General features: G+C 58.8%; 22 protein-coding genes. 6 read left to right on the top strand and 16 right to left on the bottom strand.

Going from position 1 to position 26400, the window contains the following annotated elements; genetic code table 11:
• Window positions 1-20 precede the first annotated feature (20 nt).
• From AB8A23_RS27820 to AB8A23_RS27805, 4 genes are all read right to left on the bottom strand, one after another.
• Window positions 21-1988 (bottom strand): Ig-like domain-containing protein, encoded by a 1968-nt coding sequence (locus tag AB8A23_RS27820; protein ID WP_439057482.1) that lies wholly within the window; start codon window positions 1986-1988, stop codon window positions 21-23.
• A gap of 497 nt (window positions 1989-2485) precedes the next feature.
• Complete coding sequence (locus tag AB8A23_RS27815) at window positions 2486-3124, bottom strand: hypothetical protein (RefSeq protein WP_439057483.1); 639 nt, start codon at window positions 3122-3124, stop codon at window positions 2486-2488.
• Between the two features lie 458 nt (window positions 3125-3582).
• Entirely contained in the window at window positions 3583-4653 is a 1071-nt protein-coding gene (locus tag AB8A23_RS27810) for a glycosyltransferase family 2 protein (protein ID WP_439057484.1), read from the bottom strand.
• Window positions 4654-4715: 62 nt separating this feature from the next.
• A complete protein-coding gene (locus AB8A23_RS27805; RefSeq protein WP_231077819.1) occupies window positions 4716-6218 on the bottom strand; it encodes a hypothetical protein in 1503 nt (500 codons plus the stop codon).
• 339 nt (window positions 6219-6557) lie between these two features.
• Here AB8A23_RS27805 and AB8A23_RS27800 point away from each other — a divergent pair, with 339 nt between their 5' ends.
• The gene (locus AB8A23_RS27800) at window positions 6558-7859 is read left to right on the top strand and encodes an acyltransferase family protein (protein WP_231077818.1); all 1302 of its coding nucleotides are present in this window, start codon (window positions 6558-6560) and stop codon (window positions 7857-7859) included.
• A 167-nt stretch (window positions 7860-8026) separates the two neighbouring features.
• On the opposite strand, the gene AB8A23_RS27795 is transcribed toward AB8A23_RS27800, so the two are convergent.
• Window positions 8027-8254: a hypothetical protein gene (locus tag AB8A23_RS27795; RefSeq protein WP_139285903.1), complete on the bottom strand. Its 228-nt coding sequence runs from the start codon at window positions 8252-8254 to the stop codon at window positions 8027-8029.
• A 272-nt stretch (window positions 8255-8526) separates the two neighbouring features.
• On the opposite strand from AB8A23_RS27795, the gene AB8A23_RS27790 reads away from it, so the two are divergent.
• Entirely contained in the window at window positions 8527-8940 is a 414-nt protein-coding gene (locus AB8A23_RS27790) for a hypothetical protein (protein WP_120288753.1), read from the top strand.
• A 734-nt stretch (window positions 8941-9674) separates the two neighbouring features.
• Here the strand turns inward: AB8A23_RS27790 and AB8A23_RS27785 are convergent.
• The 4 genes from AB8A23_RS27785 to AB8A23_RS27770 all read right to left on the bottom strand — a co-directional run bounded on the left by AB8A23_RS27785 (window position 9675) and on the right by AB8A23_RS27770 (window position 13701).
• Window positions 9675-11246, bottom strand: coding sequence for a CYTH and CHAD domain-containing protein (locus tag AB8A23_RS27785; protein WP_231077817.1), 1572 nt, complete (start codon window positions 11244-11246; stop codon window positions 9675-9677).
• A 763-nt stretch (window positions 11247-12009) separates the two neighbouring features.
• Window positions 12010-13080 carry an LLM class flavin-dependent oxidoreductase gene (locus AB8A23_RS27780; protein ID WP_231077816.1) on the bottom strand — a complete coding sequence of 357 codons (1071 nt, stop codon included), beginning with the start codon at window positions 13078-13080 and terminating at the stop codon, window positions 12010-12012.
• Window positions 13081-13138: 58 nt separating this feature from the next.
• Entirely contained in the window at window positions 13139-13378 is a 240-nt protein-coding gene (locus AB8A23_RS27775; RefSeq protein ID WP_231081285.1) for a hypothetical protein, read from the bottom strand.
• Window positions 13379-13485: 107 nt separating this feature from the next.
• A complete protein-coding gene (locus AB8A23_RS27770; protein ID WP_231077815.1) occupies window positions 13486-13701 on the bottom strand; it encodes a hypothetical protein in 216 nt (71 codons plus the stop codon).
• 558 nt (window positions 13702-14259) lie between these two features.
• Between AB8A23_RS27770 and epsC the strand changes: the two genes are divergently transcribed.
• Window positions 14260-15204, top strand: a complete 945-nt coding sequence (gene epsC / locus AB8A23_RS27765) for a serine O-acetyltransferase EpsC (RefSeq protein WP_439057485.1) — start codon at window positions 14260-14262, stop codon at window positions 15202-15204.
• A gap of 112 nt (window positions 15205-15316) precedes the next feature.
• Here epsC and AB8A23_RS27760 read toward each other — a convergent pair whose 3' ends face one another.
• The 5 genes from AB8A23_RS27760 to AB8A23_RS27740 form a co-directional block, all read right to left on the bottom strand.
• The gene (locus AB8A23_RS27760) at window positions 15317-16126 is read right to left on the bottom strand and encodes a MetQ/NlpA family ABC transporter substrate-binding protein (RefSeq protein ID WP_439057486.1); all 810 of its coding nucleotides are present in this window, start codon (window positions 16124-16126) and stop codon (window positions 15317-15319) included.
• A 68-nt stretch (window positions 16127-16194) separates the two neighbouring features.
• Window positions 16195-17415, bottom strand: a complete 1221-nt coding sequence (locus AB8A23_RS27755; RefSeq protein ID WP_439057487.1) for an acyl-CoA dehydrogenase — start codon at window positions 17413-17415, stop codon at window positions 16195-16197.
• Window positions 17416-17465: 50 nt separating this feature from the next.
• Window positions 17466-18476, bottom strand: coding sequence for an NrtA/SsuA/CpmA family ABC transporter substrate-binding protein (locus tag AB8A23_RS27750; protein ID WP_439057488.1), 1011 nt, complete (start codon window positions 18474-18476; stop codon window positions 17466-17468).
• Window positions 18477-18500: 24 nt separating this feature from the next.
• The gene (locus AB8A23_RS27745) at window positions 18501-19214 is read right to left on the bottom strand and encodes an ABC transporter ATP-binding protein (protein ID WP_439057489.1); all 714 of its coding nucleotides are present in this window, start codon (window positions 19212-19214) and stop codon (window positions 18501-18503) included.
• Window positions 19211-20089, bottom strand: a complete 879-nt coding sequence (locus tag AB8A23_RS27740; protein ID WP_439057490.1) for an ABC transporter permease subunit — start codon at window positions 20087-20089, stop codon at window positions 19211-19213. The genes AB8A23_RS27745 and AB8A23_RS27740 overlap by 4 nt, the downstream gene beginning before the upstream one ends.
• A gap of 360 nt (window positions 20090-20449) precedes the next feature.
• Between AB8A23_RS27740 and AB8A23_RS27735 the strand changes: the two genes are divergently transcribed.
• On the top strand, window positions 20450-21523 hold the full coding sequence (locus AB8A23_RS27735) for an LLM class flavin-dependent oxidoreductase (protein ID WP_439057491.1): 1074 nt from the start codon (window positions 20450-20452) through the stop codon (window positions 21521-21523).
• A gap of 141 nt (window positions 21524-21664) precedes the next feature.
• Here the strand turns inward: AB8A23_RS27735 and AB8A23_RS27730 are convergent, their stop codons facing one another.
• Entirely contained in the window at window positions 21665-21868 is a 204-nt protein-coding gene (locus AB8A23_RS27730; RefSeq protein ID WP_439057492.1) for a hypothetical protein, read from the bottom strand.
• Between the two features lie 369 nt (window positions 21869-22237).
• On the opposite strand from AB8A23_RS27730, the gene AB8A23_RS27725 reads away from it, so the two are divergent.
• The gene (locus AB8A23_RS27725) at window positions 22238-23080 is read left to right on the top strand and encodes a CmcJ/NvfI family oxidoreductase (protein ID WP_439057493.1); all 843 of its coding nucleotides are present in this window, start codon (window positions 22238-22240) and stop codon (window positions 23078-23080) included.
• Window positions 23081-23144: 64 nt separating this feature from the next.
• Here AB8A23_RS27725 and AB8A23_RS27720 read toward each other — a convergent pair whose 3' ends face one another.
• Window positions 23145-24482 carry an LLM class flavin-dependent oxidoreductase gene (locus AB8A23_RS27720; protein WP_439057494.1) on the bottom strand — a complete coding sequence of 446 codons (1338 nt, stop codon included), beginning with the start codon at window positions 24480-24482 and terminating at the stop codon, window positions 23145-23147.
• Between the two features lie 296 nt (window positions 24483-24778).
• On the opposite strand from AB8A23_RS27720, the gene AB8A23_RS27715 reads away from it, so the two are divergent.
• Entirely contained in the window at window positions 24779-26398 is a 1620-nt protein-coding gene (locus AB8A23_RS27715; protein WP_439057495.1) for an ABC transporter substrate-binding protein, read from the top strand.
• The last annotated feature ends 2 nt before the right edge of the window (window positions 26399-26400 follow it).

Below are 26400 nucleotides of genomic sequence, written 5' to 3'. Positions count from 1 at the left end.
GCCCCCTAAGATTGATGTTGTCAGGTGTGCTGCTGCGATTGCGCTAACGTCTGTGAGAGAGTGGTGAGGGAGTCGGCCGCGTTCGCCAAGGGGCTGGTCCCGTAATCTGAATTGACAGCACTTGTTGCGGAATATTGATTGATAAGGTCGACGGCACGTGATGCCTGAGCCAGACTGGCCTGTGACGCGGATGTTATCGGCTGCTTGGCCACCAAACTCACATTGTCATAAAGTGCGCCCAAGCCGTCGCCGCCTTGGCCTGCGACCTCACGAATGGTCAGACGGTCAGACCCACCTGTGCCGGTCACCGTAAAATTATAGGTCTGCCAGCTACTTCCTGGTGGTACGCGCGCGACCACGGTGTCGTTCCAGAGAATTTCCATGGAGCAGGTTGCCCCCGTAAAGCCAGGCCGACTGCGCGCGTCGAGTGAGAGGTCGTAACTCTGGCCCTGGATAGTCAACACGTTCTGGTAGAGCCCGTCATCGGCGCCGAGATAATCGAGCTCTCCAAAGTTCACGCCATTGGTCGCTTTTACGCCGTTCAAATTGTTCCAAAGTTCGATCGTGCCACCGCTGACGGCCGACCATCCCGGAATCGTACTGAATCCAGCAAACCAGCTGGATTTCACGGCTGATGCCTCGAACGATCCGTTGACCAAAAGATTCTCACCCGTGACCGGGGGCGTAGAAGTCCCGCCTCCATCGACTCTGACGTTGAGCGGCGATGACGCTGTACTTGAGTTGCCGGCGACATCGGTGGCCGTAGCTGAAAAAGTGTGAGTGGCCGTCGACAGTGGCCCCGTTACCAAACTCCATGATCCCTGCGAATCGGTCCTCACGGTCCCGATCTGGGTCGCCCCATCGAACACCTTGACGGCGCTGCCAGCCTCCGCTGTGCCGGTCAGCTTAATGACAGCCGCGTCGGTCTTGCCGTCTCCGACGACGCCCGTGTCGGGAGAGAACGAGAGAAGCTTCGGTGCAGTGGGGGCAATCGTATCGACCTGAACAGTGAGGGTTGTCGATGCGGTGCTCGTATTTCCTGAGGCACTGATGGCCTTTGCAGTGAAGCTGTGCGACGTGCTGGTAAGCTGCGCCGTCGTAAACGTCCATGCACCGGACGCATCAGCCTTGGTGGTCCCGAGAAGCTGGGATCCGTCAAAGACGTTGACAGCGAGTCCCGCCTGAGCGGTCCCCGTCAACTTCAAGACAGATGCGTTCGTAATGCCGTCGCCGACGACGCCACTGTCGGCGCTGAAGAGCGTGATGGTAGGCTTTGGAACTTCCGTAACCACTCCTTCAAGCGGTGGTGGCAGGTCTACCTGAAATTGAGATGTCGTTGAGGAATAGAACCCGAGCGTGGTCCACTGAGTCGACAGCTCGACCCAGTTGCTCATGCCTGCCCCGGGATTATTGGTCATTCCGTTGGCGTAGCCGACCGAAGGGGTGCGCCACCAATCGGCGCCAACATTGGCGATCAGTTGCAGATTGGGATCGCTGACCTTCATATCCATCTGCACATAGACGGCATCAACCGCCCCCGCTGCATAGATACCGCGCGCGCTGGGCCAGAAATGGTCGTTGTATCCAGTCGGGGGGGCGGCCATTGTCGCGCTCCCCGCGGCCTGGGACCCGATCTTCATGGCGATCGCCGAGTTACCGCTGAAATCGGCAACGAAATGCGCGCCCGCAATCTGGTTATTGGCCTGATTCTGAACCAGAACCCACTCACCTGTGGCCTTCAGGTGCACATAAGTCTTGGCGTTGGCGACATCGATGGTAGCATTTGGATTCGAATACGCCGGGGCGCCAGCCTTCTGATAGACTTGCCCCCATCCAGTTACCGACGTGAAGTCGGATGGCGGACCGCTATAGCCAATTGGCCTATACAAACCGTTGTACCATGCGTAGCTCGCCGGCACGCCAACTGGTTTACCCTCACTATAACCGATCGTGTTCTGAGCTATGATATCCGAAACAGAAATTGCCATCCTATGTCCCCGGTTGTCGCTGCTTGGTGCGACCGATTTCAAAAGAAATACCTGTGAAGAGCATCCATCTCGGCCAAGAAGATGGGATTTTGACTGTTTCGAGATTGTGCCCGTACGAAACATGCGGGCGACGCGAAACCGGAGTTTTGCCGAGTGCCCACCGAACTTGCATCTGTCCAGGATGTCGGCCGATGAGGATTGATGTGACGAAGGCTCTTGTCGTTTGAAACGATTCGTAGCTTATGCGTAGTAGTTGTGCAGTCGCCAATAAATCGTGCATTGACGAATCAACAATAGTGTAGCGAACCGTGGCAACACATTTTGTTTTCAATGTGTTCGTGTTGCACCGCGTAATGGGCAGCAGCAGCGATACACTGATCGAGTAGTAGCTAACTACATAATACATTTAGAGAACGCATCTGCTATTGAATGCGAACGTCAGTGTAATCGCGGCACTGTGTCGCGGCGTGCAGTTTCCAGTACGCCTTTCAAGATAGCTATTGCGGTTGGGTTTCGCGACTGAGGGAACAAGGTATCCTCGCGATGTCGCGCCGCTTCGTTTTCGTAGGCATGTAGGGTAGCCGCGTGGATAGTAAGGGAGGCGGTGGGTCGGCCCACAGGTCGTCGTTGCTGGTTGAGTAGAAGCGTAGCGTCGACCACTGCGTCGAAAGGGTGAGCCAGTTGCTCATTCCGGCTCCGGGATTGTTTCCGAAGCCGTCTTCGAATGCGGCTGTTGCGTTGCGCCACCAATCGGCCCCGACGTTAGCGACGACGTTCAGTGCGGGATCAGCCGATCGCATATCCATTTGTACGTAGACCCCGTCAACGCTAGAGGCCGGATAGGTGCCGCGCGTAACGAGCCAGAAATGGCTGTTGTAGCCGGGCGGTGGCGCGCCAATCATCGCGGCGCCGCCTGGGCTTTGACGAATCTCCATCCGGATCGCCGCATTCTTGGAAAAGTCGGAGACGAAATGCGCACCGGCGATCTGTATGCGCGCCTGACTTTGGACCAATACCCAACCATTCCGTCCTTTGAGGTGGACATAGGTGCGTGAATTGGCGACCTCAATGACCGGATCGAGTGTGGAATATTCGGCTGCGCCTATTGCGGGATAGATTTGCCCCCAGCCGGTCACAGCGGTGAAGTCCGGTGGAGGCGCACGGTTGTTAGGCGGCCTGTAAGATCCACCACACCAGGCAAACGTCTTCGGGACGCCTGCAGGATACTGATCGCTGTAACCCGGAGTGTTTTGAACCGTAGCGTCCACTAGTGGTGTATCAATTGTGACCTCTCGCTCCGGTTTGAATCGCGGTATTCCAATTCGTCGTGGAGCCAGGTCCGCTGAATAGGCTGCCAGCCGATAAGGCTGCGCCAGAGCGGAGCGCGGCGTCGCGATCGTGAGGAGTTGCGTTGAATCAGATGCTGGAGGGGAGGAACCGTCAAAAGCGTTGGCGCTAACATTGAATGCAAGCAGAAGCGTTACAGCAGCCGCAGTCACCGATTTTCGCTGATATCCAGAAGAATGTTGAGTGCTATTCTGGCCTCGAAAAAATGCCGTCCATGGGTGAAACGGCTGGCGACAAGCAGGCATTCTCACACCAACTGCTCTGACGCGCCCCGACGTCGCTGGCGCAGATAGTCTGCAATGAAAGGAGGGCAGAGGACGAGTGCGAAGAAACGTAAGCCGACTTTTGGTCCGGCGGATGTCAGATAACTGCGGAATTTCCAAAGTAAGGTGATAAATCGGTCCATCTTCCCGCCGCTTGATCGATAATCGGAGAGAACGGTCAAGCCTCGTTGTGCAAAACACCGACGGGCATTGAGCTGCAGCAGACGCTGTTGCTCGGGGTCTCCGACATACTTCACGGCAAGGTCAGAAATCATTTCCTCCATATGCCGTCCGTCCAATAGCAGCTCCTCCGGACTCAATCGGGACGTCTCGGAGTTGCCATGATAGGAGAAGGTCGCGCACGGCTCGTTTACCAGCCCAGCTTCGCCTAGAAATAGAAGTGGTGCCCAGGCTGCGATATCAGCCATATGAGGACACTCCAGAGGAAATCCTCCATTTGCCCGAACGCAATCGGCACGCAGCAGAACGCTGCACATCGTGACAGTAATGTTATTCTGCAGGAACTCATCCAATACCGCCGTTCCTGGCCAGATTCCCGTCGACAACTTTCGGCTCCCGCGAGCCGCGAACGTCTTACCAACAGCTTCAGAATGCAAATTGCTCAGCGTAACGACTATCGGCAGGCCGGGTCGTTTACGGACAACGTCGATAGATTTCTGAATCATAAATGGCGACACACGATCGTCGTCGGAGAGAAAAACGACGTAATCGCCCTTTGCATCAGCGAGACAAGCATTCCAATTCGGCAGTAGTCCAATATTGCTCTGCTGCTGGACAATACGAAGCCTCTCGTCTGAAAACTCGTTCAGCACCTCGTGCGTTGTGTCCGTTGATGCATTGTTGGAGACCAGAACTTCGAAATTGTCGTAAGTCTGAGCGAGCGCCGACTTGATGCAATGGCGCAGATGCCTTGCGCGATTAAATGTCGGAATGGCGATTGTGACCATTGGCGACAGAGGGCGCGGTGATCCTGCGTCTAAACGAGACGGGTCCGAATGAACGTCATCATCATTATCAAAACAGAGTTGATCCATAATCCGTCCATGTATACTCAGTTTTAAAACACAGTGACAAATTAGTCACGCAATAGCGCAACTCATTCAGCCGCTTGTGCGGCTTTCAACGCTGCCTTGTACTCGCGAACCGATCGGATTCCGATTTCGTTCATTGCGAGCTCGCGCTCTTCAAGCTCGTACTGATCTTGGCGCAGGCGGCTCAATTCCTTCATGATGATGATGGCGGATCCCGCAATCACGCCGCCAAACAGTGCCAGCAGGACAAAGTGAAATCTCTGGGGAAAGATCGGCCGGAGAGGGCGATCGGCAGCTTGGATTACACGCACGCTCGACAACTGAGTTTTCTTGGCGATGTCGAGATTGATCTTTTCCTCGATGACTCGTGCGCCGTAGTGATCGGCGGCCGTGGAGGCGCGGACCAACGCGCGCTTGAGCTGGTCATACTGGGATTCCTTGGACGACAATGACGCGAGCTCGGCATTCACATGTTCGAGCTCGTCAGCAAGGAGGCTCTCAAGCTTCATGGATCCGTTCAGATCGGTGTTGACCTTGAAGAGAGTGGCGACGGCGTCCTGATACACTTTGATCAGCAATAATGGAGGGGTTTCCTCAAAGTTCTGAGGTGTCCCGGCAGCATTTGGCGTAACTGGATAATCGCGCGCACCCAGGCTATTGACGATACCAGTGACCGTTTTCGATTGTTGAACCGGCTTCAGTATCAGGAGCTGATCAACGATGGACTGCTTTTGGCCCTTTCGATCCTGGATCTGCGCACGGGTCGTTGAGATCAACGTACTCAGCTCGTTTGCCCGCTTGAGGAGCAGTGCGCGTTGCTCTGCAACAGAGTATATCGCCGCTCCGACCGAGAAATTCTGGAGTTCGGTCGCCGACTTTTCAGCTTCCAACTGCAGCCGTCTCGTTTGATCTTCAAAGAAGATATCGGCGCCAGGTGTCTGGACGAGATCGGCCTGAACCGCGACGAGGGCATTTGCCAGTTCAGTTAAAAAGCGTGTGGCAACAGCAGCGTCGGGATAGCGAAAGGAAATGCGCAGCAGGTCTGACCGCCCCTCCTGCTTCGCGGTAATCAGATCACGGAGCGAAGCGACCAATGTCGCCTCTTTACTTGGCGCCTGATCGCTGGCCTCGTTCGTGTCAGCCGGCTTCGACCAACTCGCTAATGCTTCGGCTACGCTCTTCGGCAGCAGCCGCGAAAGATCGATAGACCCGATCGTCTTGCTCATGGACGCCATTAGACTGTTGTCTCGGCCTTTGTTGAAGCGATCAAAGCCGGTGCTGGACGCTGCTTCCCGGACAACGTGGTCAGTCGTAACAAGTCGAGCGAGCGAATCGATTCGGATAGACAGGTCGGCGCCCTCGGCGAACGGATTCACGCTTGCGCCTGACGACCGGTCTTTGATGCCCTGGCCGACACGCAGCAGAGTGTAGGACTCATATCTTTCACCGATCGTTGCGTAGGCCATGAGGGTCAGGAGTGAGACGACAACGATGGAGCTGACGACAATGCCCTTTTGGCGCCAAATGCTTGGCAAGAGGACTCCGAGGAGCTGACCGTATCGTGTCATGTGCATTCTCCGAATTCAGGACGACGCGACGGCCTCTCCTGATTGGAGAAGACGCGGGTTCTGTCGCCGTGATCATGCGAGACGCGCATGGGTCAAAGTTGATGGGTGTCAAATTCGGGGGCGATTTCCCCAGGAACGCTCAGCACCTCCAAATGCCGCCAGGAGCGGCGCTGGGCCGAGCTTTAACATCGAATTGGGTGGGGGCAGGTTAGGAGCGCTCTCTTCGAATGCCAGCGTATTGAGAGTTGTCAAGTCTAAGGGCGCTGCCTGCGTTTAGCTGGTTCACACAGGTCGATGACGTGCCAATTGCAGACTGACGCTTTGCAGGATCTCGAGCTCATGGATGAGGGTTGGATTGGGTTTCGTACCAACGCCGTGACACCGGCGAATCTGCCCACATGGCTAGATCTCGCCCGTACGATGGCTGCAATCGAGGTGGTTGCGTTCCACTCCTACCAATTGATGTTTCTGGAAAGGTCTCCGGACCCGGGAGATGGCTCTCCAGTCAGCTATCTCTACTCTCTTGTACAGACCCTCAGCGCGCATGGTATGGCCGCTGTCATCGTCTTCTTCGTTTTGAGTGGCTATCTCGTGGGCGGACCAGCGATCGTCAGAGCAAGATCGGGGCAGCTCAATGCGATTGAGTACTTCGCGGCCAGAGGCGCTCGCCTCTATGTGGTGTTGATGCCCGCACTTGTGACGTCCATCTGCGCATATGGTTTGGCGAGACATTTGCCGAACTGGCAGGAATTCGTTGCGACGCGCCACGACCTATATGATGCAGGGAGGCTGTTCTCTGCAAGCGCTGGGGTGACGACGGCCGTATGTAATGTCGCATTTCTTCAGACGATCGCATGCTCGGAGTTTGCCGGAAATCTGGCATTGTGGAGCCTCTCCAACGAATTCTGGTACTATGTCCTGATCTTTGCTCTTGTCGTCGTTTGGTCTCGTCCCAGTTTTACATTTTTGATCATCGGCATTCTTGCCTTGTTTTGGTATGCAGAAAGACATGACCCGGCGGGGGCGCATATCGGAGCCAAATTCATCTTCTACTTTTTGATATGGTGCCTCGGCGCCGCCGTTTACGCCATTAGGGCGCCTGCCGTGAGTTGGCTGTTCTTATTCTGCGTAGGTCTCGTTGGAGCCTGGCTGCTCTATGTAGGGGGGGCGGCGCCGAAATGGGCGGCAAGCCAGCTGGCAACTGGCCTGATTGTCGCAGGCAGCATCGTGGGGCTGACTCTCTCAGGTGCATCTATGCCAAGGCGGCTGCACCCACTCGCAAACGGTGCGAAGTATAGTTTTTCGCTATATGCAACACACTATCCAATTTTGGTGGTGCTGAACGTTATCTTCAGTAGTGGCCCGAGCGAGTTTACGTTGTTCTCTCTCGTTCGCTTCGTGTCCTTCATGCTGCTCTGTGGTGCGCTATCTGTTGCGTTTTATCGCCTGTTCGAAATACACACTTCATCGGTCAAGGCGTTCGTCGCGAAAGCTGTGAGAACGATAGCGACCGAGACAGGAACGGTATTCGTTTCTCGGAGAGTTTTCGAAGAGCATGCGTTGACTACAAAATCAACGGGGAAAGGAGATCTATTTTTGCCTGAGGCCCGGGGAGCTGGGGCCCGCGAAAAATCCCGGTAATCTAGACACCGAACTGATAGCTCTCGGGATAACAGCCTGCTTGCAAAAGTATGGGAAAGGCAGCAGGTCGAAATCGCTGTGCTGAGGCTTAGTTGCCCCAACGTCGTGTCAATTTCGCAAGAGGATTTCGAGTTGGTAAGGAGAATACGAGGCCGCAAAAATAGGTTTCATACCCTGAGCTTAAAACTGCGTTCGAGTGAAAGGCCGATCTGCAACGCCACATCTCGGAATTTAGCTTCGGTTGGATTATTGGTCGGTGTTATCAGGCATTCCCAGCTGTCATCCACGCGAAATACAAATATATCCAGGTTGCTGGGCCACGGGCCGATGAGTCGGGTAGCTTCAGCAGAGATCATGCGGATAATTTCGGTTGGTGTCGTCTCTGTCTTGCCCATGCGTCTGGCTCGGGTCTCGGTTTAGATTGTAGAAATTGATTTCATGTTCTTGTTAAGGAGATGGGATTGACAAGATAAGCTGGATTCGATTCACGGAAAGGCCAATTGACGCGAGATGCACGATCGACTTGTGCTGTTAACAGCCTTCATCGCGGTACCTCGCGGCGGAAATAATCGTCTCGATTAAGCGTCACGACGGATATGTGCGCTCGGCTTTTGAAAACATCCCCCTTTAAGAGTGGGTTTTTGCGAACAGTATCAGAATACAATTTATGGAAGCTGTCACTAACTATTATCGGGAAAGGAATATTCTCGTGACCGATCCTTTCAGTGATCGACTGTTGTTTGCCGTAGAGATTGATGGACATCCGACGTTAGCGTTCGATGCGAGTTCTGTTGAGGTCGCGAAAGGCATATGTCTTCTTTCTGAGTTTCGAGAGGATCTCGGTAGGGTGACGTGCGACGGTCAGCGAATTTTCAGGCAGACATCGGTTATCAGTGTGCGAGGCGCAAGCGCGTGCGAGGCTGCAACGTTTTATGCCGCCTTGAAAGATTTGGGGCCCACGGCTGAAATATCGTTTGTGTTCCTCAGCAAGGTCGATCGTATTACTCTTGCAGCCGATGAAGGCGCTCAGCCACTTCCGGATGCCTTGGTCACTATCCGCAGAACCCATCCCTCATTTTAAAACGAGGCCCCGAGTTCCTGAGTGATCGTGCGTAGTTCACTCTCAAGCCCGCTTGGCCTGCGGCCTATACAACCGATTGGGTCGCTTGTGCCGGAAGGATTTCGATCTGGAGCAAGTGCTAGGCATCATCCTGCTGGTTGTAATCGTCGTTGTGCTCGCGATCGGATTTTTGGGATTGGCCAAGCTCATTCCCACCTATGCTGGATGCTCCAGAATTCGAGTGGCGTGGTCCGGCGGACAAGGCGCTTGGTACAATCCCAGGACAGGCGAAAGTATGCGGCCTGATCGGGCGCGCGCAAAGTGCGGTTGGGGCGAACGGTGGGGTTGATCCGGAAGAAATTGTAAAATCTAATAAAATCAACAAACAGTGCAGGATGCAGCTGGCATCACCACAGCTTTGCAAGCCTTACTGCTGATATGGCACCGAGTGCGGATAACCAACGGCCGTGCGGCACCGGCGCGAGATGCGGCAACTACACCGAGTTGATCGGAACTGCCTATGCCATCGATATTGCTTCATTCAATATTTCATGAGCGGCATTGCTTTAGGTGGCACGCTGTGGCCGCAATCACTGCCCCTCGTAAAAGATGCATCAGGCCTCATCTCGAGGAAGGAGTGGAACTACAGATCGCACGACTAACTCTTCCAGGCATCAGAAATCCAACGGGCGGGCGTAGTGCTTCTCGATCATTGAGGTGCGCGCCGTCACGCCCGTAGATGAGCGCGACGAACTTTACCGGTCCCAGAATGCCGGCGTCGCCTTAAAGCGCCGCCATTTCTTGCGCAGCGTTGTCGCGGCTGCAATCTCGTCGCGGACCTGCCAGCCCGTCACGGTGCCGATGGAGAGATGAAGCGCGGCCTGATCGTCCTGCCTGACCGAACGGAGCAATCCGCGGATACTTGCGATGTCGCACACGCGTCCCAGACTTTTTTGGAGTCTGGCGAGCCGAGCCACGTAGCGCTTGGCGGGCGCATGGCCGGTGTAAAGTGGCAAGAAGAATTCTGCCGCATAGCGCAGCCTCTTGAGCTGGATCCTGAGACTGTGCCGTGCAGCGGTGTCGAGCTGCCGGAAGTGCGTGCCACGCTTGCGCACCTTCCGCTGCTGTCGCGCCAGAATTTTGTCAGCGAGCGCCGGTATTGGCTGCGACAGGACAGCCAGCGCATCGCTGTCGATATCGTTGCGCCAGCTGCGGCGCTCGACCCAGTGCCCGAGCGAAAGCAGAAAACGGCTGTAGCGCGGATCGTCGAGAACCGCCTGCAGGCTGCCATAGCTCGACTTGCGCTGCCGCTCGATTGCCTCGCGCAAGCCGCCGAAGTCGACCTCCGGCGTGGTCGTCGCCACGCGAGAAACTATCGTGGTGGCGAAAACGTCCCAATCGCGGGTTCGGCCGAGCTGTCGCATCAGCCACCTCGCTTCGCTGTTGATCGCCTCAAACGAGGGCGATGGGATCTCGCGCCGGAACAGCGCACAGATCGTGCGCAAACGGCGCAAAGCGATGCGCATCTGGTGCACGCCTTCGGGGTCGGATCCCGCCTTTGCCACCGCATGATTGCGCAGGAGATGATGCCAGCAGGCGCCTCCCAGCAGCGCAATGACGTCGTCAACCGCGCGCTCGGCAGTGATGTTGACAGGTTCGGCTTTCACTGCCGGTTGCATGACATTGAACGCCAGCGCATAACCGCGTTCTGCCTTGCTCCGTGTGCCGACCTGCAGCGGCGCGGCATCGAGCAACTGCGTTCCGAGATCAAACAGCGCGCCGGCGTTGCCGCTCTTCAATTCGAGCTCGATCTCGGACAGGACTTCTTGACGCGTACCGGCCTCGATAGTCCCCACGTCGAAGGCGACTTCAACTGACGCATCAGGCAGATCGAGCTGCCGTGCATGCCGGCGAACTCTTGTTGCAAACGCTGGCACGAGCGCATCGGGCGTAAGTGTCGTCAGCGGATCGCCGATCTCGGCGACAGGAAGCCGCGCCAGATCGGGAGTCATACCGTCAACCGATGTTTCCCACTGTCGTCGCGCCAACGGCCGCCCGATGTCGGGCAGAAGCTTCAATGTCTGAATGAAATGCTTGCCGCTGCGTCGCACGCGCAGCGACATGCCGCGTTGAAACAGCGCCCCCTCCGGTGTGTCGTAATAAATTGTCTCCAACCGGCGGACCACGCCGCGATTGCGCGCATGCTGCACGATGACGGGGATCTCGCGCAGTTTTTCGAGGATACCTTGCGGCGCCAGCAGCTTAAGTTCGATTTCCGCCTGTTCACCCGGTCGTACAGCAATTGCTGCGCCAGCAGAATCGGGCACGATTGGCTGCTGGGCGTTCAATGGTAACTCCATCGGAAGCACGCATCATGTTTTATGACACTAGCAAGACATGCCCAAGATGGCGATGGAATGACGCGGTAAATTACGACGGCAATTTCCGGATCGATCGGGACCAGCGGGACTCAGGGCTGTTCGAATGGTGCGAACGCCCACATTCGTGAAAAGCGAAACGCTGCCTCAGTTGGCGGCCCTAGTTTGCTTTTCGCTCGGCGGTTTGACCGGGGTCGGCGGTACGGGACCGGTCACGACTGGAGATGATCTAGCACCGGATGGCTTATCATCGGAGGCGTGACTTCTGATTGTCTCGAGCACCAGAAAAAACTTCTCGGCAAGCATGGCAGTAACCTCGCTGGCGAAAGTATCTCCATCATTAGTTGAGTCGAGTTGCTGAAAATTCAATCACTTACGGCAGGCCGCCGCAATTAAATTTGCGCGCCAGAGTATCGCGAACGGGGCAGCGATATCCGCTTGGTTACCTCGTCGGACGAAAGCGATCCGGCGGAAGCCGGCGCTGCATTCCGGACGGGTTACGTCGTCCTTCTGGAAGCGGGACTGGGCCGCAAAGCGGACCTCGGCACGATTGAGCCTAAAGGAGTTCCCATAAATTATATAATGATATCAATTATATAATGCGCGTCTTCTTCAGACGTATCGAGCGCAAGATCGAGGTAGCACAGGCTGGTTCGAACAGGACAGAGAATGATGGTGCCAATCCGGATCAGGACGGATGATGCCGTGCAAATCAATCTCGAAGCAAAGGCAGGAGTATTTTGCCTTGCCGCTCGATCTCCGCCAGATAGGGCGTGTCGGACAGGATGAAATACTTGATTCCGAGATCGCGGTATTTCTGCAGCGAACTGGCCACTTCGGATGCCGAACCGACCAGCCAGGTGGTGCCGGCGCCGGCTGCTCCGAATTTTCCTGGTGCCGTATAGAGATTGTCATCGAGGACGTCGCCGCGGGCCTGGAGGTCGAGCAGTCGCCGTTGGCCGATTGCGATGGCTGGGCCGTGGTCGTTCCAGCCCGCGCCAGCTTTCTTCGCCATATCGGCAACCTTGGCTTCCGCCACAGCCCAGGCTTCGGCCGAGCTCTCGCGGACAAGCGTCGTGATCCTGAGTCCAAACTCCAAAGGCGGGAGGTCCCGATCGAGGCGCTGACTCAAGGTCTTGAGCCGTTCGATGCGCTGTTTGACGTCACCGAGCGGTTCGCCCCAGAACAGCTGGACATCGGCTTCGGTTGCGGCGACATGCTCGGCCGCGTCCGACGCCCCGCCGAAATACAGCTTCGGATGTCGGCGATTGCCGCGCTGGAGTATGCGCGGCGCCGCGGTCGAGTCTGAAACGCAAAAATGTGCGCCGGAATAGGTGACGTTTTCTTCGGTCCATAGCCGCCGGACGATGCGCATGAATTCCTTGGTGCGCGCATATCGCTGCGACGAGTCGGCTTCGTCATCCCCGTAAGCTGCCAGATTGTCCTTGCCGGAGACGATATTGATGCGAACCCGGCCACCGCTCAATTGATCCAGTGTGGCTGCGGCAGATGCAAAATGCGCCGGCTGCCAATAGCCGGGACGGATGGCTATCAGCGGCTCGAAACGCGTCGTTCGGGCCGCCAGCACTGACGCGACAGTGAATGTGTCCGGTCTTCCCCAGCCGGTTCCGATCAGCGCGCCTTGCCACCCATGACGTTCCAGCGCTTGCGCCTGGTCGGCAAGCGTCTCGACGCTGTTGTGGTTTGGATCGACGACATCGCCGCGGTGACCTGCCTTCACGTCATTCGGGATGTACCAAAGAAACTCCGAACGATCGCTCATGATGTCCTCTGACGATGGGACCGCATGTTTGCGTACGGCTCACCGTCCCGTGCCGTTGTCAAAATGGGCGCACCGATGTCGCGCCGAACACGATGGCTGCGATCAACGCAAATGCGCCGTAAACGGCGGCCGTGTGCAGGCGCACCGCTGTGCGGTTCGACGACGCGCGCGCACGGTTATGCAACCGGGCTTCCGCCGATAGTTCACGCATCATCGTTCTCCAACGCGCCATTTGCAGATAACAAGGCGATAAATCTGGTCTACGCAAGCGCGCGCCGGAAATAATGATGATCAGCACGTCGGGGCGTTCCGGCGTGGAGTAATATTCTCCATGCCGTCTGCGCCGGGCAATTTTGTTCGTTCGACGCTGATTGTCATTCTGGTCGGGCGAGGACAGTCTCAAACTCAGCGGGCCGTGGCGATACGGGATTGGCTAGCCTTGTGACTTCGCTGGTCCATAAGTGCCTTCGCTGCGCGTTCCGCTGCCCGGGCCGATCCGAAATGGTCGCCTTCAAGCGTGTCGAAGGCAGGTTCTGATGAAAAGAAACGAAATCCGCGCTCTTCCGCGACGACGATTCCGGCAGTGCGATGGAAGACTTCGATGACATAGGCATTGGACATGCGCGTTCTGTTCGCCGCCGAGGCAGCGATCCTATCAATGAGTGATGGAATGTTCGGTGAGAGTCGTTACGCTGGAATCAACAACACGCGCCGGTGGCCGCGGACACGCAGCGGCGGGTTACGCGCTTGCGCAACTGGCTCACTACTGTTGTCTCATATGCGGTCATGCAGGCATTCCGAAGTGCATAATCTGTGTCAGAAATATCCGACGTCGGCGTTCATTCGTCAATGAAATGGCCATCCAAATTTATCGGCACCTCAATGACGACGATGCTGCGCGCAGCCATGTGCGGCGAATGAACGGCTGTTTGGCGACGGCAGCAGCCATCCGATCACGGTAAAATCGTTCCGCCGTGCAGCTTGCACAGCCTTGGAAGCTGCGCGCACGCTGGTTCAGTGCCTGATTGCGATCGTATCGGAAGCGAAGGGCACGTGATGTGAGGTCGGCGCGTGAGGAGGAAGGATGGACGTATCGAAAATGCTGCACTTTTGGAATTCCTTGTCCCAGGCTCATGAGTCACAGTTGCAGCTGCGTGAGATCGCAACAGGGGAGCCGCGATGTCGAGGGTTGCCGAGGACGTCAAGCAAGACACAGATCGGGACGGTCCGGCGCCACTCTGGGACCTGGGTACGATCGTTGCCGGGCTGCGCGAGTCCCGCGATGTTGCCCACAATATCTGGCAGCGTGGGCCGAACAGACGGGCGCCGTCGCGCGAAGCCCTCGGGGACGTGCTCAAGAGCCTCACCGAGGTATTGTTTCCCCGGCATTACGGCCGCTCCGATTTCGGCACCGAAAGCATCGATGCGTTTGTCGAAGGCAAACTGGGCGCTGCGCTGGATGGCTTGCTCGAGCAAGTCTACCGCGGGCAGACTTTCGTTTCCGACGGCGCGCCGACCGAGCGACATTTCGAGGATGCCGTTACGTTGACGCGCGACTTCGCCGCCCGGCTGCCGGAAATCCGAGGCAGGCTGGTCAGCGATCTCAGGGCCGCCTTCGTGGGAGATCCTGCTGCAACGAGCTTCCCCGAAATCCTGATTGGCTATCCCGGCATGGTGGCGATCATCCATCACCGCGTCGCGCACCTGCTTTACAATCTCGGGGCAACGATGGTGGCGCGGTTGATCGCCGAGTTGGCGCATAGCGCAACGGGAATCGACATTCACCCGGGCGCGCGTCTTGGCGCCAGCATCTTCATCGACCATGGCACCGGCGTGGTGATCGGCGAAACTGCCATCGTCGGCGATCGCGTCCGAATCTATCAGGCGGTAACGCTTGGAGCCCGGCACTTCCCCACCGATCACGAGGGCAAGGCCATCAAGGGCAATGCGCGCCATCCGATCATCGAGGACGATGTCATCATCTATGCGGGCGCGACCATTCTGGGACGCATCGTGGTCGGAAGCGGCTCCACCATAGGCGGCAATGTCTGGTTGACCGAAGACGTACCGCCCAACAGTTTCGTGACGCAGGCATCGGTGCGCAGCAAGATCAGCCCGCGATGATGGTTGGATAGCCGCCGCGCTGGCACGCTGTCGCTATCCAACTGGCGCGGCCCGTGGTCGGGCCATGCCACATCGCGTCAGGGAGAACACCCGAGCTGCCATCCCGTTGGGATTACCAGGCGGCGAGGATCGAGCCGTTGAACTTGGTGCGGATGAAATCCTTCACCGGCTGCGAACGATAGATCGAGATGAATTTCTTGATCTGCGGATCGTCCTTGCGATCGTCACGTGCGGCGAAGACGAGGGTATAATATGGCTTGGCTTCGACGACGCTGGTCTCGGCCGCAAGCGCCTTGTTGAGATCCAGGCCAGCGAGATAGGCGTAGTTGGATGACACAAAGGCGGCTGCCACGTCATCGAGAGACCGCGGCAACTGGGCCGCGTCGATTTCAACGATCTGCAGCTTCTTCGGATTTTCAGTCACATCGAGAATGCTCGCCGAGAGGCCGGTATCGGTCTTCAATTTGAGCAGTCCGGCTGTCTGAAACAGCAACAATGCGCGTGCTGCATTGGTCGGGTCGTTGGGGATGGCGATCTTGGCCCCGTCGGGAATGTCGGAGGCCTTGGTGTATTTCTTGGAGAAGACGCCGGCCGGCACCAGGATCGATTCATCGAGGGCGGAGAGCTTGTAACCGCGCGCCTTCGATTGATTGGCGAGATAGAAGCGGTGCTGGAAGTTGTTGAGGTCGATGTCGCCTGCCTGCAGCGCTGCATTGGGCTGGTTCCAGTCGCTGAACTCGATGATCTCCGCCTTCAGTCCCTCTTTCTCGGAAAGCCGCGCGGCCTCGCGAAGAATGTCACCATAGGGCCCTGCCGAAACGCCGACCTTGAGCGGCTTGTCTGCGGCGTTGGCCTGCAGGGCGGGTAACGACAGTGCAAGCACCGAAAGGGAGAAAATAAGAAATCGAGATGCAGCTTTCATGATGTGTCCAGGTTGGGAATGAAGTGAATGTAACGCGCTCGCTACGACGGCGCAGCGTTCCGGATTGCCTAGAAGAAGCCCTTGGCCGGCAGCGGCGTGCCGTTGACCTCATACGCACCGATCGCCTGCGCCTTGTAGGTCACCGGGTTGTGCGACGACAGCGTTCGCGCATTGCGCCAGTGGCGGTCGAGGTTGTCGGACTTCTTGGTCGCGGATGCGCCGCCGGCATCGAACAGCAGGCTGCCGCTGCGGATAGCCAGTTCGTCGACGACGATCTTGGCTTTGGACGATGCGAGGGCGGCATCCAGCGCCGGCTTGGTATCTTCCCGATCAGGGGCCTTGCTCGATACGTCAAGCGCGTCGGCGGCGGCCAGCACGGTCGCTTCTGCCGCGAACGCATTGCTTGCGATCTGGCCAATAGTCTGCTGCAGGATCGGGTCCTCGCGCGGGCGAAGGGTGGGCGCGTAATAGAAACTGCGCGCGCGCCGCCTGACCAGGTCGCTGGCGTCACGCAGGATGGCTGCAGCGATGCCGGCATTGATAGCCGTCAGATAGAGTTGCGCGAACGTGTTCTGATAGGCGGCCCCATAACCGATATTGGGTTGATCGAAAATGAGCTCGGCCGCTTCGACCCGGACGTTGCGGAAATGCGTGGTGCCGCTTCCGGTCAGGCGCTGGCCCGAACCATCCCAGTCGTCGACCAGTTCGATGCCTTCGCGCTTGACCGGAATGATCGTGGTCGCGAGTGCTTCATTGCCGTCCGCGACGCGCACCAGCACGTAGTCCGCATAGAGCGTGCCGGTGCTGTAATATTTGGTGCCGTTCAGGCGGTAGCCGTCGCCATCCGGCGTGACGGTGGTGGCGGGAGCGATGTCTCCCACCTGCGAGCTGCCCAGCTCGGTGGTGGCGAGGCCAATGATGGCGCCGGCCGCGACGTCGTCGCGCCACTTGCGATTCTGCGCGCTTGGCGGCGAGGCCAGCAGACGCTCGACCACGCTATAGTGATTGCGCAGGATATGCGCGACATTGGCGTCGGCTTCCGCCAGCCTGATGACGGCAGTGAGCAGTTCTCGCACGGTACTGCCGCCGCCGCCGTCGGCTTTGGGAATGCGGAGCGCGCCGATCCGCGATCGGCGGATCAGCTCGATGATGTCGTAGGGCAGAACACGGTCGTGCTCGCGCTCTGCCTCGCCCTGCGCGATGTGATCAAACAACTGTTGCAAGTCGGACGAGCCGATCCGGATCGGCTGCGACACGTCGAACGAGTGCTGCGATGTGGGCTTGTTCATGGGATTCCTTCTCGGCGGTTCCGGTGGGAGGATCGAGCGGCGACAGAGGCTTAAAGACTGGCCAGATGATCCGAGACGGTGACAGACTCGGGCAGGACCTTGCGCTCGGTCAGCCAGTTCGCTGCGGTTTGCAGTTCTCCGACGAATTTCTTGTCCGACACGGGGATGAGCGTGTAGTTGCGTTTGCGCTCGATGAACTGGTCTCGAATCCGGTCGTCATATTTCGCGACCTTCTGGATGAGATGCTCGGCGTCGGTGGTGTTCTTGTTGACCCACTGCGCTTCCTTCTCGTAGGCCGCGTTGAGCGCCCGCAGGATGGCCGGATTGTCCTTCGCGAATTTGCGCGCCGTCACGTAAGAGGAGAAGTCGATCTGGAACGGCAGGTCGCGTCCCTCAAGGAAAACGTCGTGAGCCTTGTAGTCCAGCCGCGCGATGTCGACGCCCGGCGACCACATCGACCAGGCATCCACTTTGCCGGATGCGAGCGCCGGCGCTGCGTCCGGCGGGTTGAGATAGACGAATTTCACCTTGGAGCGGTCGACCTTGTGTTTCTCGAGCGCGGCGATGAGCAGGAACTCGCCAAGCCCGGAGCGGTTGACCGCGACCGACTTGCCGACCAGATCCTCGACCTTGTTGATGCCGGAATCATCCTTGGCGATGATCGCCGTCGTGCGCGGCTCGTAGAGCACGAATTGGGTGAAGACGAGCGGCGAGCCGGCGATAATCGCCGCCAGCGCGGGTGTGGTGCTGCCGCCAAAGCCAAAATCAGCACTGTCACCGGTCACTGCCTGTAAGGTCGGCGCGTGGTTCGGGAATGGGCCGAGCCATTCCACCTTGATGTCATGCTGGGCGAGTGCCTTCTCGAACTCGCCGCGTTCCTTCGCGATCAGCGTGAGACCGTGATAACCCCAGGTGAGACGGACCTTGTCGGTCTTTCGCCCGGTGCTTTGCGCGATGGCGTCGTCATGGCTGGCGAGATGAATGCCGGCATAGGCGCTGACACCAGCCATCGCGAGACTGAGAAAATCCCGGCGTGACGATGTGAAGAACGGTTTTGACATGAGAAAACTTCCTGTGAGGTGGAATCAGGCGACCTGGAGATTGGTGGTGACGCCGAGTTCGCGAAGCAGTTGATCGCGGGATGCAGCCGGCCCGCCGTGAGTGTGGGCGCGGTGCTCGGACGCGATCGCGCCGTTGCGCATCACCAGAATTCGATCGGCCAGAGCAATTGCTTCATCGACGTCATGTGTAACGAGAAGAACGCCGGGCTGGTGGCGGGCCACAAGCTCCTTGACCAGCACATGCATGCGAATCCGCGTCAGCGCGTCCAGTGCTGCGAAGGGCTCGTCGAGCAACAGCAGCCGGGGTTCCTGCACCAGCGCGCGGGCGAGTGCGACGCGCTGCGCCTGTCCGCCAGACAGATTACGGGGCCAGTCGTCCAGCCGGTCGCCGAGTCCGACCTCAACCAGAGCAGCGGCGGCGCGCTGGCGCGGATCCGCGCCGGGAAGGCCGAGCGAGACATTCTGCCAGAGCGTATCCCAGGGCAGCAGGCGATGTTCCTGAAACACCACGGCAGGTCGCCCGGGCACCTCGATATGTCCGCCCTGGATCTGGTCGAGGCCGGCGAGGGCGCGCAGCAACGTGGTCTTGCCGCAGCCGCTCTCACCGAGAAGTGCGACGAATTCACCGCGCCCGATGCGGAGATCCAGCCTGTCGATCACCACTCGCGGGCCATAGGCGCGCGTCAGGCCGCTCACGGTGACGGCGGTTTCGCTTGATGTCACGGATGTCGGGCTCATGATCGTGCGCCCTTGCCGTAGTTCGGATGCCAGGCGAGCAATTTGCGTTCGAGCAGCCGGGCGATGGAGTCGGCGGCAACACCGATTAGCGCGTAGATCACGATGGTCAGCACGATCACGTCGGTGCGCAGGAATTCACGGGCATCCATGGCGAGGAACCCGAGGCCTGACTGCGCGCCGACGGTCTCGGCCACCACAAGCGCCAGCCATGCCGTGGCCAGCGAATAGCGGACACCGGTGAGGATCGACGGCAGCGCGCCGGGCAGGATGACGCGCCGGATCAATTGCAGCGTGGACAGCCCCTGCACGCGGCCAAGCTCGATCAGCTTCGGATCGATCTGACGAATGCCGAGCGTGGTGTTGATATAGATGGGGAAGGCGACACCGAGCGAGACCAGAAAGATCTTCTGTCCCTCACCGACGCCGAACCAGACGATGACGAGGGGTACGAGGGCGAGGAACGGGATCGCGCGGATCATCTGCACGCTGCGATCGATCAATGCTTCCGCGATGCGCGAGAAGCCCACCAGCGTGCCGAGAATGAAGCCGATGCTGCCGCCGATTGCAAAGCCCGCGGCCGCGCGCAGCAGGCTGACGCCGAGATCGTTCAGCAGCGAGCCGGATAAAGTCAGTTTCCACGCCGTGCGCAGCACTTTCGAGGGGGCAGGAAGGACTTGCGGCGACAGCCAACCGGCCTGCGCCAGCGCTTCCCATACAACGATGAGAATAACGGGCGCGATCCAGGACAGGACGATCAGATTTGGCTTCAGGCCGGGTTTGGCAATGGCGGAAGCGTGGCGCGCGGGTGCCGGCGTTGCGGGCGCGTGATACTCCTGTTGAATGACGTAGTCGACGTTGCTCACCCTGCCATCCATTGCTGAAGTTCTAAAAGTCAGCGGCGATGATAAAGCAACGAAAAGCGCAGCGTCTTCAGTTTCTTCGGCGAAACCATTCTCCATGCGATATTAGATCAGTTTGATATCCGAGCGACGCGATTGAGAGGTGAACGATCTTTTGCAGTGCTTGTTTTTGGAAAATGAAGCTGCGCGTTGCCTTGAAATCCAATCGGCCCGAAGCGCAGTGGAATTTTCTTGTGGCGCTATGCGTCATGCGAAGAAGAAGTTTCTCGTTCGATCCGCGCTATTTTGCCGCCGATGTCATGAGTGCATGGCGGTGCTTGCATTGTTGTGTGCGGGTCGTCTTATAGCGAGAGCGACGTGAATATGAGGCAAACAATGAGCACGAATCCTCTTCGATTTGGCGTCTGGGCACCGGTGCATGGGCCACGGGCGGCGCATCAGGATCCCGAAGAGCCGTATGATGCATCGTGGGAGCGTAACAAGGCGCTGGTCCTGCAAGCCGAGGCACTGGGTTACGATTCGACCCTGATCGCGCAGCACACCATCAATCCGCATCAGGAAGATCTCGATCAACTCGAGACCTGGAGCTCCGCAGCGGCACTGGCTGCGCTGACCAGTCGGATCGAGATCATCGCGGCGATCAAGCCCTATCTGTTTCATCCCGTCGTACTCGCCAAGATCGCACTGCAGATCGAGAATATCAGCCGCGGCCGCTTTGCGCTCAATCTGGTCAATGCCTGGAACAAGCCCGAGCTGGAGAAGGCCGGTATCGGCTTTGCCAAGCATGACGATCGCTATGCCTATGGCAAGGAATGGATCTCGATCGTTGCGCAGCTGACGAGCGGGGAACGGCTGACGCACAAGGGCGAAAATTTCGATGTCCGAGACTACGCGCTGCGGCCGAAGGACCTGTACCGCGCGCGGCCTGCGATCTATGTCGGCGGCGAGTCGGAGCCGGCGCGCGAACTGGTCGCGTCCCACGGCGATGTCTGGTTCATCAACGGCCAGCCGCTGGCCGATGTGGCAGCGCTGATCGCCAATGTGGCGGCACGACCGCGCGCCGGCGCACCGCTGCGTTTCGGCCTGTCGGCCTTCGTGATCGCACGTGAGACTGACGCAGAAGCCGAGCAGGCACATCAGCGTCTGCTGGCGCTCGCCGCGCAGGACGCGCCGATGAAGGCCATCCAGCGTGCCAATACCGATCCCAAGGTCGTGATGATGCAGACGATGCAGAAGTCGCCGCGGGTCGGCACCAATGGCGGCACCGCTGCGGGTCTGGTGGGAAGCTACGATACGGTCACCGCTCGCATCCGCGAATTCCATGCCGCCGGCATCGAGTTGTTCATGCTGCAGTTCCAGCCATTGGAGAGCGAGATGCAGCGTTTCGCCGAGCATGTCTTTCCGCGGGTGAAGAGGGAGGCAGCTTTGCTGAAGGCCTCGCGCGGTTGAGTTGACACCGCGAAGCGGTCTTGCCGGAAGGCGAGAGCCCCGCTTAGCCAAACCACCACACGAACAGGCTGAGGAACGTCGCGTGTCCCAGTACCAAAGCGATCATCTTTCCGAGATACATGCCTTGGTCCCTTCTCCTGTCTACATGGCTGATGCGTTGTCTCTGACAGCATCGACGCGGAGTGCCTGCAGGGCGCGATCGAGTTGCTGGGCTGGTGTCACTGTGGCTGCAGCATTCCGGAACATGTCAGGCTTGGGCTGGTGGGCGGCGTGATAGGTCTCGACGGCCGTCGCGAGCGCGAGAGCGCCTGCGATGGCAACGGCGAGACGTGGCGGATGTGGCATCAATTCGACTCCTGAAGGCGCCCATTAACGCTCCACACAGCGCGCTTGGGAATTACAAAGTTGGGCCGAACGGCTTCCAATCCTTCTTTCGGAGCGTCGGTCATGAGGCGTAAATGCTTGCGGATGCAAGCGATGTCCCGCCTTACGTGGGAACACCGATGCCGAACGTCATTCACGATGGTCGTGATCACAACATTAAACATCTTCAATCGATATCAATGCTGAAATCGCATCATCTGTTTTCACGCTGCCGGGAAATGACGTTCTTATTTGAAAAGTCCCATTGGCGCGGTGGGTCGCCGGGATCAGATTGAAGCAAATGGGCCGCATGAAATGCGTGATGAGCCCATGTCAATCGGGAGAACCATCATGGGATTGCTCAACGAAAAGATCACGGCCGGTGCATTCGTCACCGCGGATCTGAACTATCTGGCACCGATCAATGGCCGCCCTCGTACCTATACATTCGATCCTCCGGCCGGCGAGCCGCGTTCCACTGCGGAACCGGAGCCGCATGCGGTTGCGATCCATGATGCGCGACCGAGCATCGATCAGTGGTCGCTCGATGAACACGGCTTTGCGGTGGCGCACCAGCACAGCGCGGTCTCCGACTTCTACGATGATGAGAACGTCAAGGGCGTCTACTATCCCGAAGCCGAGAAGCTGCTCAAAGACATCACCGGCGCGAGCCGCATCTTCATCTTCGATCATACCGTGCGCAAGCGCGTCGATGGCGTCAATGACCGCGGCGAAGGCCCGCGCCAGCCTGTCGCCCGGGTGCATGTCGATCACACCGATAGATCGGGTCCGCAACGTGTCCGCGATCTGCTCCCGGCGGATGCGGAAGAATTACTCAAGGGGCGCGTGCAGATCATCAATCTGTGGCGTCCGATCCGCGGCCCGTTGAAGGATTCGCCGCTGGCGGTCGCCGATGCGCGCACCGTTCGCTTTGACGAACTGGTCGGATCGGATCTGGTCTATCAGCACCGGGTCGGTGAAACCTACGCGGTGAAGTTCAATCCGCAGCATCGTTGGTACTACATGCCGGATATGACGCCCGACGAGATATTGCTGCTGAAGTGCTATGATTCGACCAAAGACGGCGTCGCACGTTTCGCTCCGCACACGGCGTTTGCCGATCCGACCGCGCCTGCTGATGCGCCGCCGCGAGAGAGCATCGAGTTGCGCGCGCTGGTGTTCCACGCGCCATAGGGCAGGTTAGAGCGACCATGAATGCTCCCGCCGATCGCGACGGGAGTATTCACTTGTGGTGATATCACGCCGTGACGGCCGCTGCGGGACGCTTGGCATAGCGGCTGGGCGGACGTTCCAATCCGAAGTGGTCGCGCAGCGTGGTGCCCTCGTAGTCGCGGCGGAAGATGCCGCGCTTTTGCAGCAGGGGGACGACTTCGTCGACGAACACGGCCAGGCCTGTCGGGAGTACGTCAGGCATCAGGTTGAAGCCATCGGCGGCACCGGCCCTGAACCAGGCCTCGATATCGTCGGCGATCGCCTCGGGTGTTCCGACGATGATGCGATGGCCGACCCCGCCGCCCAGCGCCTTGAGCAGTTGCCGCACCGTGAGATTATCTTTGCGGGCCATGGCGACGGTGCCCTTGAACATCGTCTGGTTGGCATTGGCCGGCAGTGGAATGTCCGGCAATGGCTTGTCGAGTTCGAGGATCTCAGGCGGGACATGCAGGGTTCCTGCCAGTCGCGACAGGCTGTACTGGATCGGCACCAAGTCCCACAACTCGTCCTGCCGTCGCTGCGCCTCGGCCTCGGTGCTGCCGATGATGGTCGCGAGGCCCGGCAGGATCACGATGGAATCGGATGGACGGCCATAGGCGACGGCCCGCGCCCGCAGATCACGCGCATAGGCGACGCCGTCGTCGATCGATTGCGAGAGCGTGAATACCGCATCAGCCTGCGCCGCGGCGAGGTCGCGGCCGTCGCTTGAACCGCCGGCCTGCACGGTGATCGGCCGGCCCTGCGGCGAGCGCGGAACGGTCAACGCACCGGCAACGGTGTAATGCGTGCCGCTATGATCGATGGCGTGAACCTTCGATATATCGACGAAGCGCGCCGTCGCCTTGTCGCCGACAAAGGCGTCGTCTTCCCAGCTATCCCACAGCGCGTGCGCGACCTCGGCGAATTCCTTGGCGCGCTCGTAGCGTAAGCCGTGTTCGAGCACGTTCGACAGGCCGAAATTGCGGCTCGCAGACGCGTCCGCGGTGGTCACCGCATTCCAGCCGACGCGGCCGCCGCTCGCATGGTCGAGCGTCGCGAAGCGCCGCGCGATATTATACGGCTCGTTATAGGTCGTGGATGCGGTGGCGATCAGGCCTATATGCGTGGTCGCGGCAGCCACGATAGCCAGAACGATGGTCGGCTCCATGGATTGAAAAGGCCGCAGGTCGATGCGGTCGGTGATGGCGGGCGTGTCGGCGAGGAAGATCGCGTCGAACTTTCCGCGCTCGGCGATCTTCGCGACATTCACATAATGCTGCACGTCGTAGAATGCGCCGGGATCGCTGTCCGGCAGCCGCCATGCCGATGCATAGACCCCGGAATGGAGCAGGTTCACGTTGAGATGCAGTTTGCGTTCACTCATGGAGCATTCCTGATGGGCGAGGCGGAGAGCGATCCAGTTGTCTTCGGGCTCGCACGTATGACATTCGCCCACTGATCGCATCGCATCGCGAATGATCTTTCAAACTTGGTGTCGCGACGGTGAGATCGCGTGAAGTGCATTGTCTTTGCGCGGATTGCAGATTTAGATCGCGCTACAAATTGCTACCGCGTTGCAGCGCTCAGATGAAGTGGCAACTCTATGCCATTGATCACTTCAGAAGATGCGAGACGTTGCTGCTGCGGTTGGTAGTGAAAAACACCAACGGACGGTCCCCAATGAGGAAGATTAGTATTTCGCCACGCACTGCGATCGTCATCGCGTCGGTCATGCTGGGCGGACAGCTTGCGCAGGCGCAGGAAGGCAAGCCGGTTTCCGGCGGCGCCATTACATGGGGCGTTGCGACCGAGCCGAGCTGCTTCGATCCGCATCGCGCCTCGCAGCAGGCTGCATTTTTCGTGGCGCGCAACTATATCGACTCGCTGGTTGGCAAGAAGACCGACGGCACCTTCGCGCCATGGCTGGCGACTGAGTGGTCGATCTCGCCGGACGGCAAGGAATATACGTACAAGCTGCGCGAGGACGTCGTCTTCCACGACGGCGAGAAGTTCGACGCGGCGGCGGTGAAGGCGAATTACGATTTCGTCAAGAAGCCGGAAAACGCCGCCAACGCAGTCGCGCTGCTGCAATATTTCGATCGTGCCGAAGTCGTGTCGCCCTATGTCGTCAAACTCATCCTGACGCAGCCTGATTCGACGTTCCTGGAGTCCACGTCCAACGTCAAACTGGGCATCATCTCGCCAAAGGCTCTCGCCAAGGGTGACCTGTGCGGCGGCGGGCCGCTGCTGGCGGGCACCGGACCGTTCGTGTTCGAGCGCTACAGCCGCGGCCAGTCGGCGGTGTTCGTGCGCAACAAGGATTACAAGTGGGGACCGGGTTATGCCGCGCATAGCGGGCCGGCCTATCTCGATCGCGTGACCTTGCGGTTTCTGCCGGAGGCTGCAGTGCGGGCCGGTGCGCTGACGTCGGGACAGGTCGATCTGATCGAAGGCGTGCAGCCGACCGACGTGGCGCTGTTCGCGGATCAGGCCGAATTCAAATTGCTGACCGGCCCGTCCGGCGCCAGCACGTCGTTTACGTTCAACATTAACTACACCATTCCGCCGGCTGATGACGTGCGAGTCCGGCGCGCGCTGCGAGACGGCTTCGATCTCGAGCCGCTGGTCAAGCAGGTCTATCTCGGCACCGTGCCGCGTGCATGGTCCATCATCGGCCCGGCCAACCCGGCCTATAACAAAGCGCTGGTCGGTGCGTGGGGCAACAATATCGCGGGCGCCAACAAGCTGCTCGACGAAGCCGGCTGGACCGGCCGCGATTCTGAAGGCTTCCGCACCAAGAACGGCGTGCGCCTGAAGATCGACGTCGGCTATCCGCAGCCTTACGTCCGCGACAATCGCGAAGTGCTGATCCAGGGTATCCAGGCTGCGTTGCGCAAGAATATCGGATTCGATCTCAATCTGCGCATCATCACCGCCGGCGAATATGCCAAGAACAACGCCAATGGCAACTGGACGATCTATCCGAACACCGACAATCCATCGGATCCCGCGCGGGAGTTGTGGGATATGCTCGGTTCCAAGGGCTTTCTGTATTCCAACATCGCCAATCCGGATCCGCAGATCACGGGTCTGATCGATGAAGCGCTGCGCTCGACCGACGTGGCGAAGAAGCGTGCCCTCACCGATGAGATCCAGAAGCTCGGCGTCGATCAGGCCTTCATCGTGCCGATGTTCGCCCCGAGCTGGTTTCTGGCGGCGAAGAACAATGTCAACGGGCTGAGCTTTGAGGCGGGTCTGGACTCGCCGTCGAGCGCTTATGACTTCTGGCTGGCGAAGTAGAC

The sequence above is a fragment of the Tardiphaga sp. 619_E2_N8_4 genome, assembly GCF_051810905.1.
Classification (GTDB): Bacteria; Pseudomonadota; Alphaproteobacteria; order Rhizobiales; family Xanthobacteraceae; genus Tardiphaga; species Tardiphaga robiniae.
This window is presented reverse-complemented; position numbering and strand designations above follow the sequence as displayed.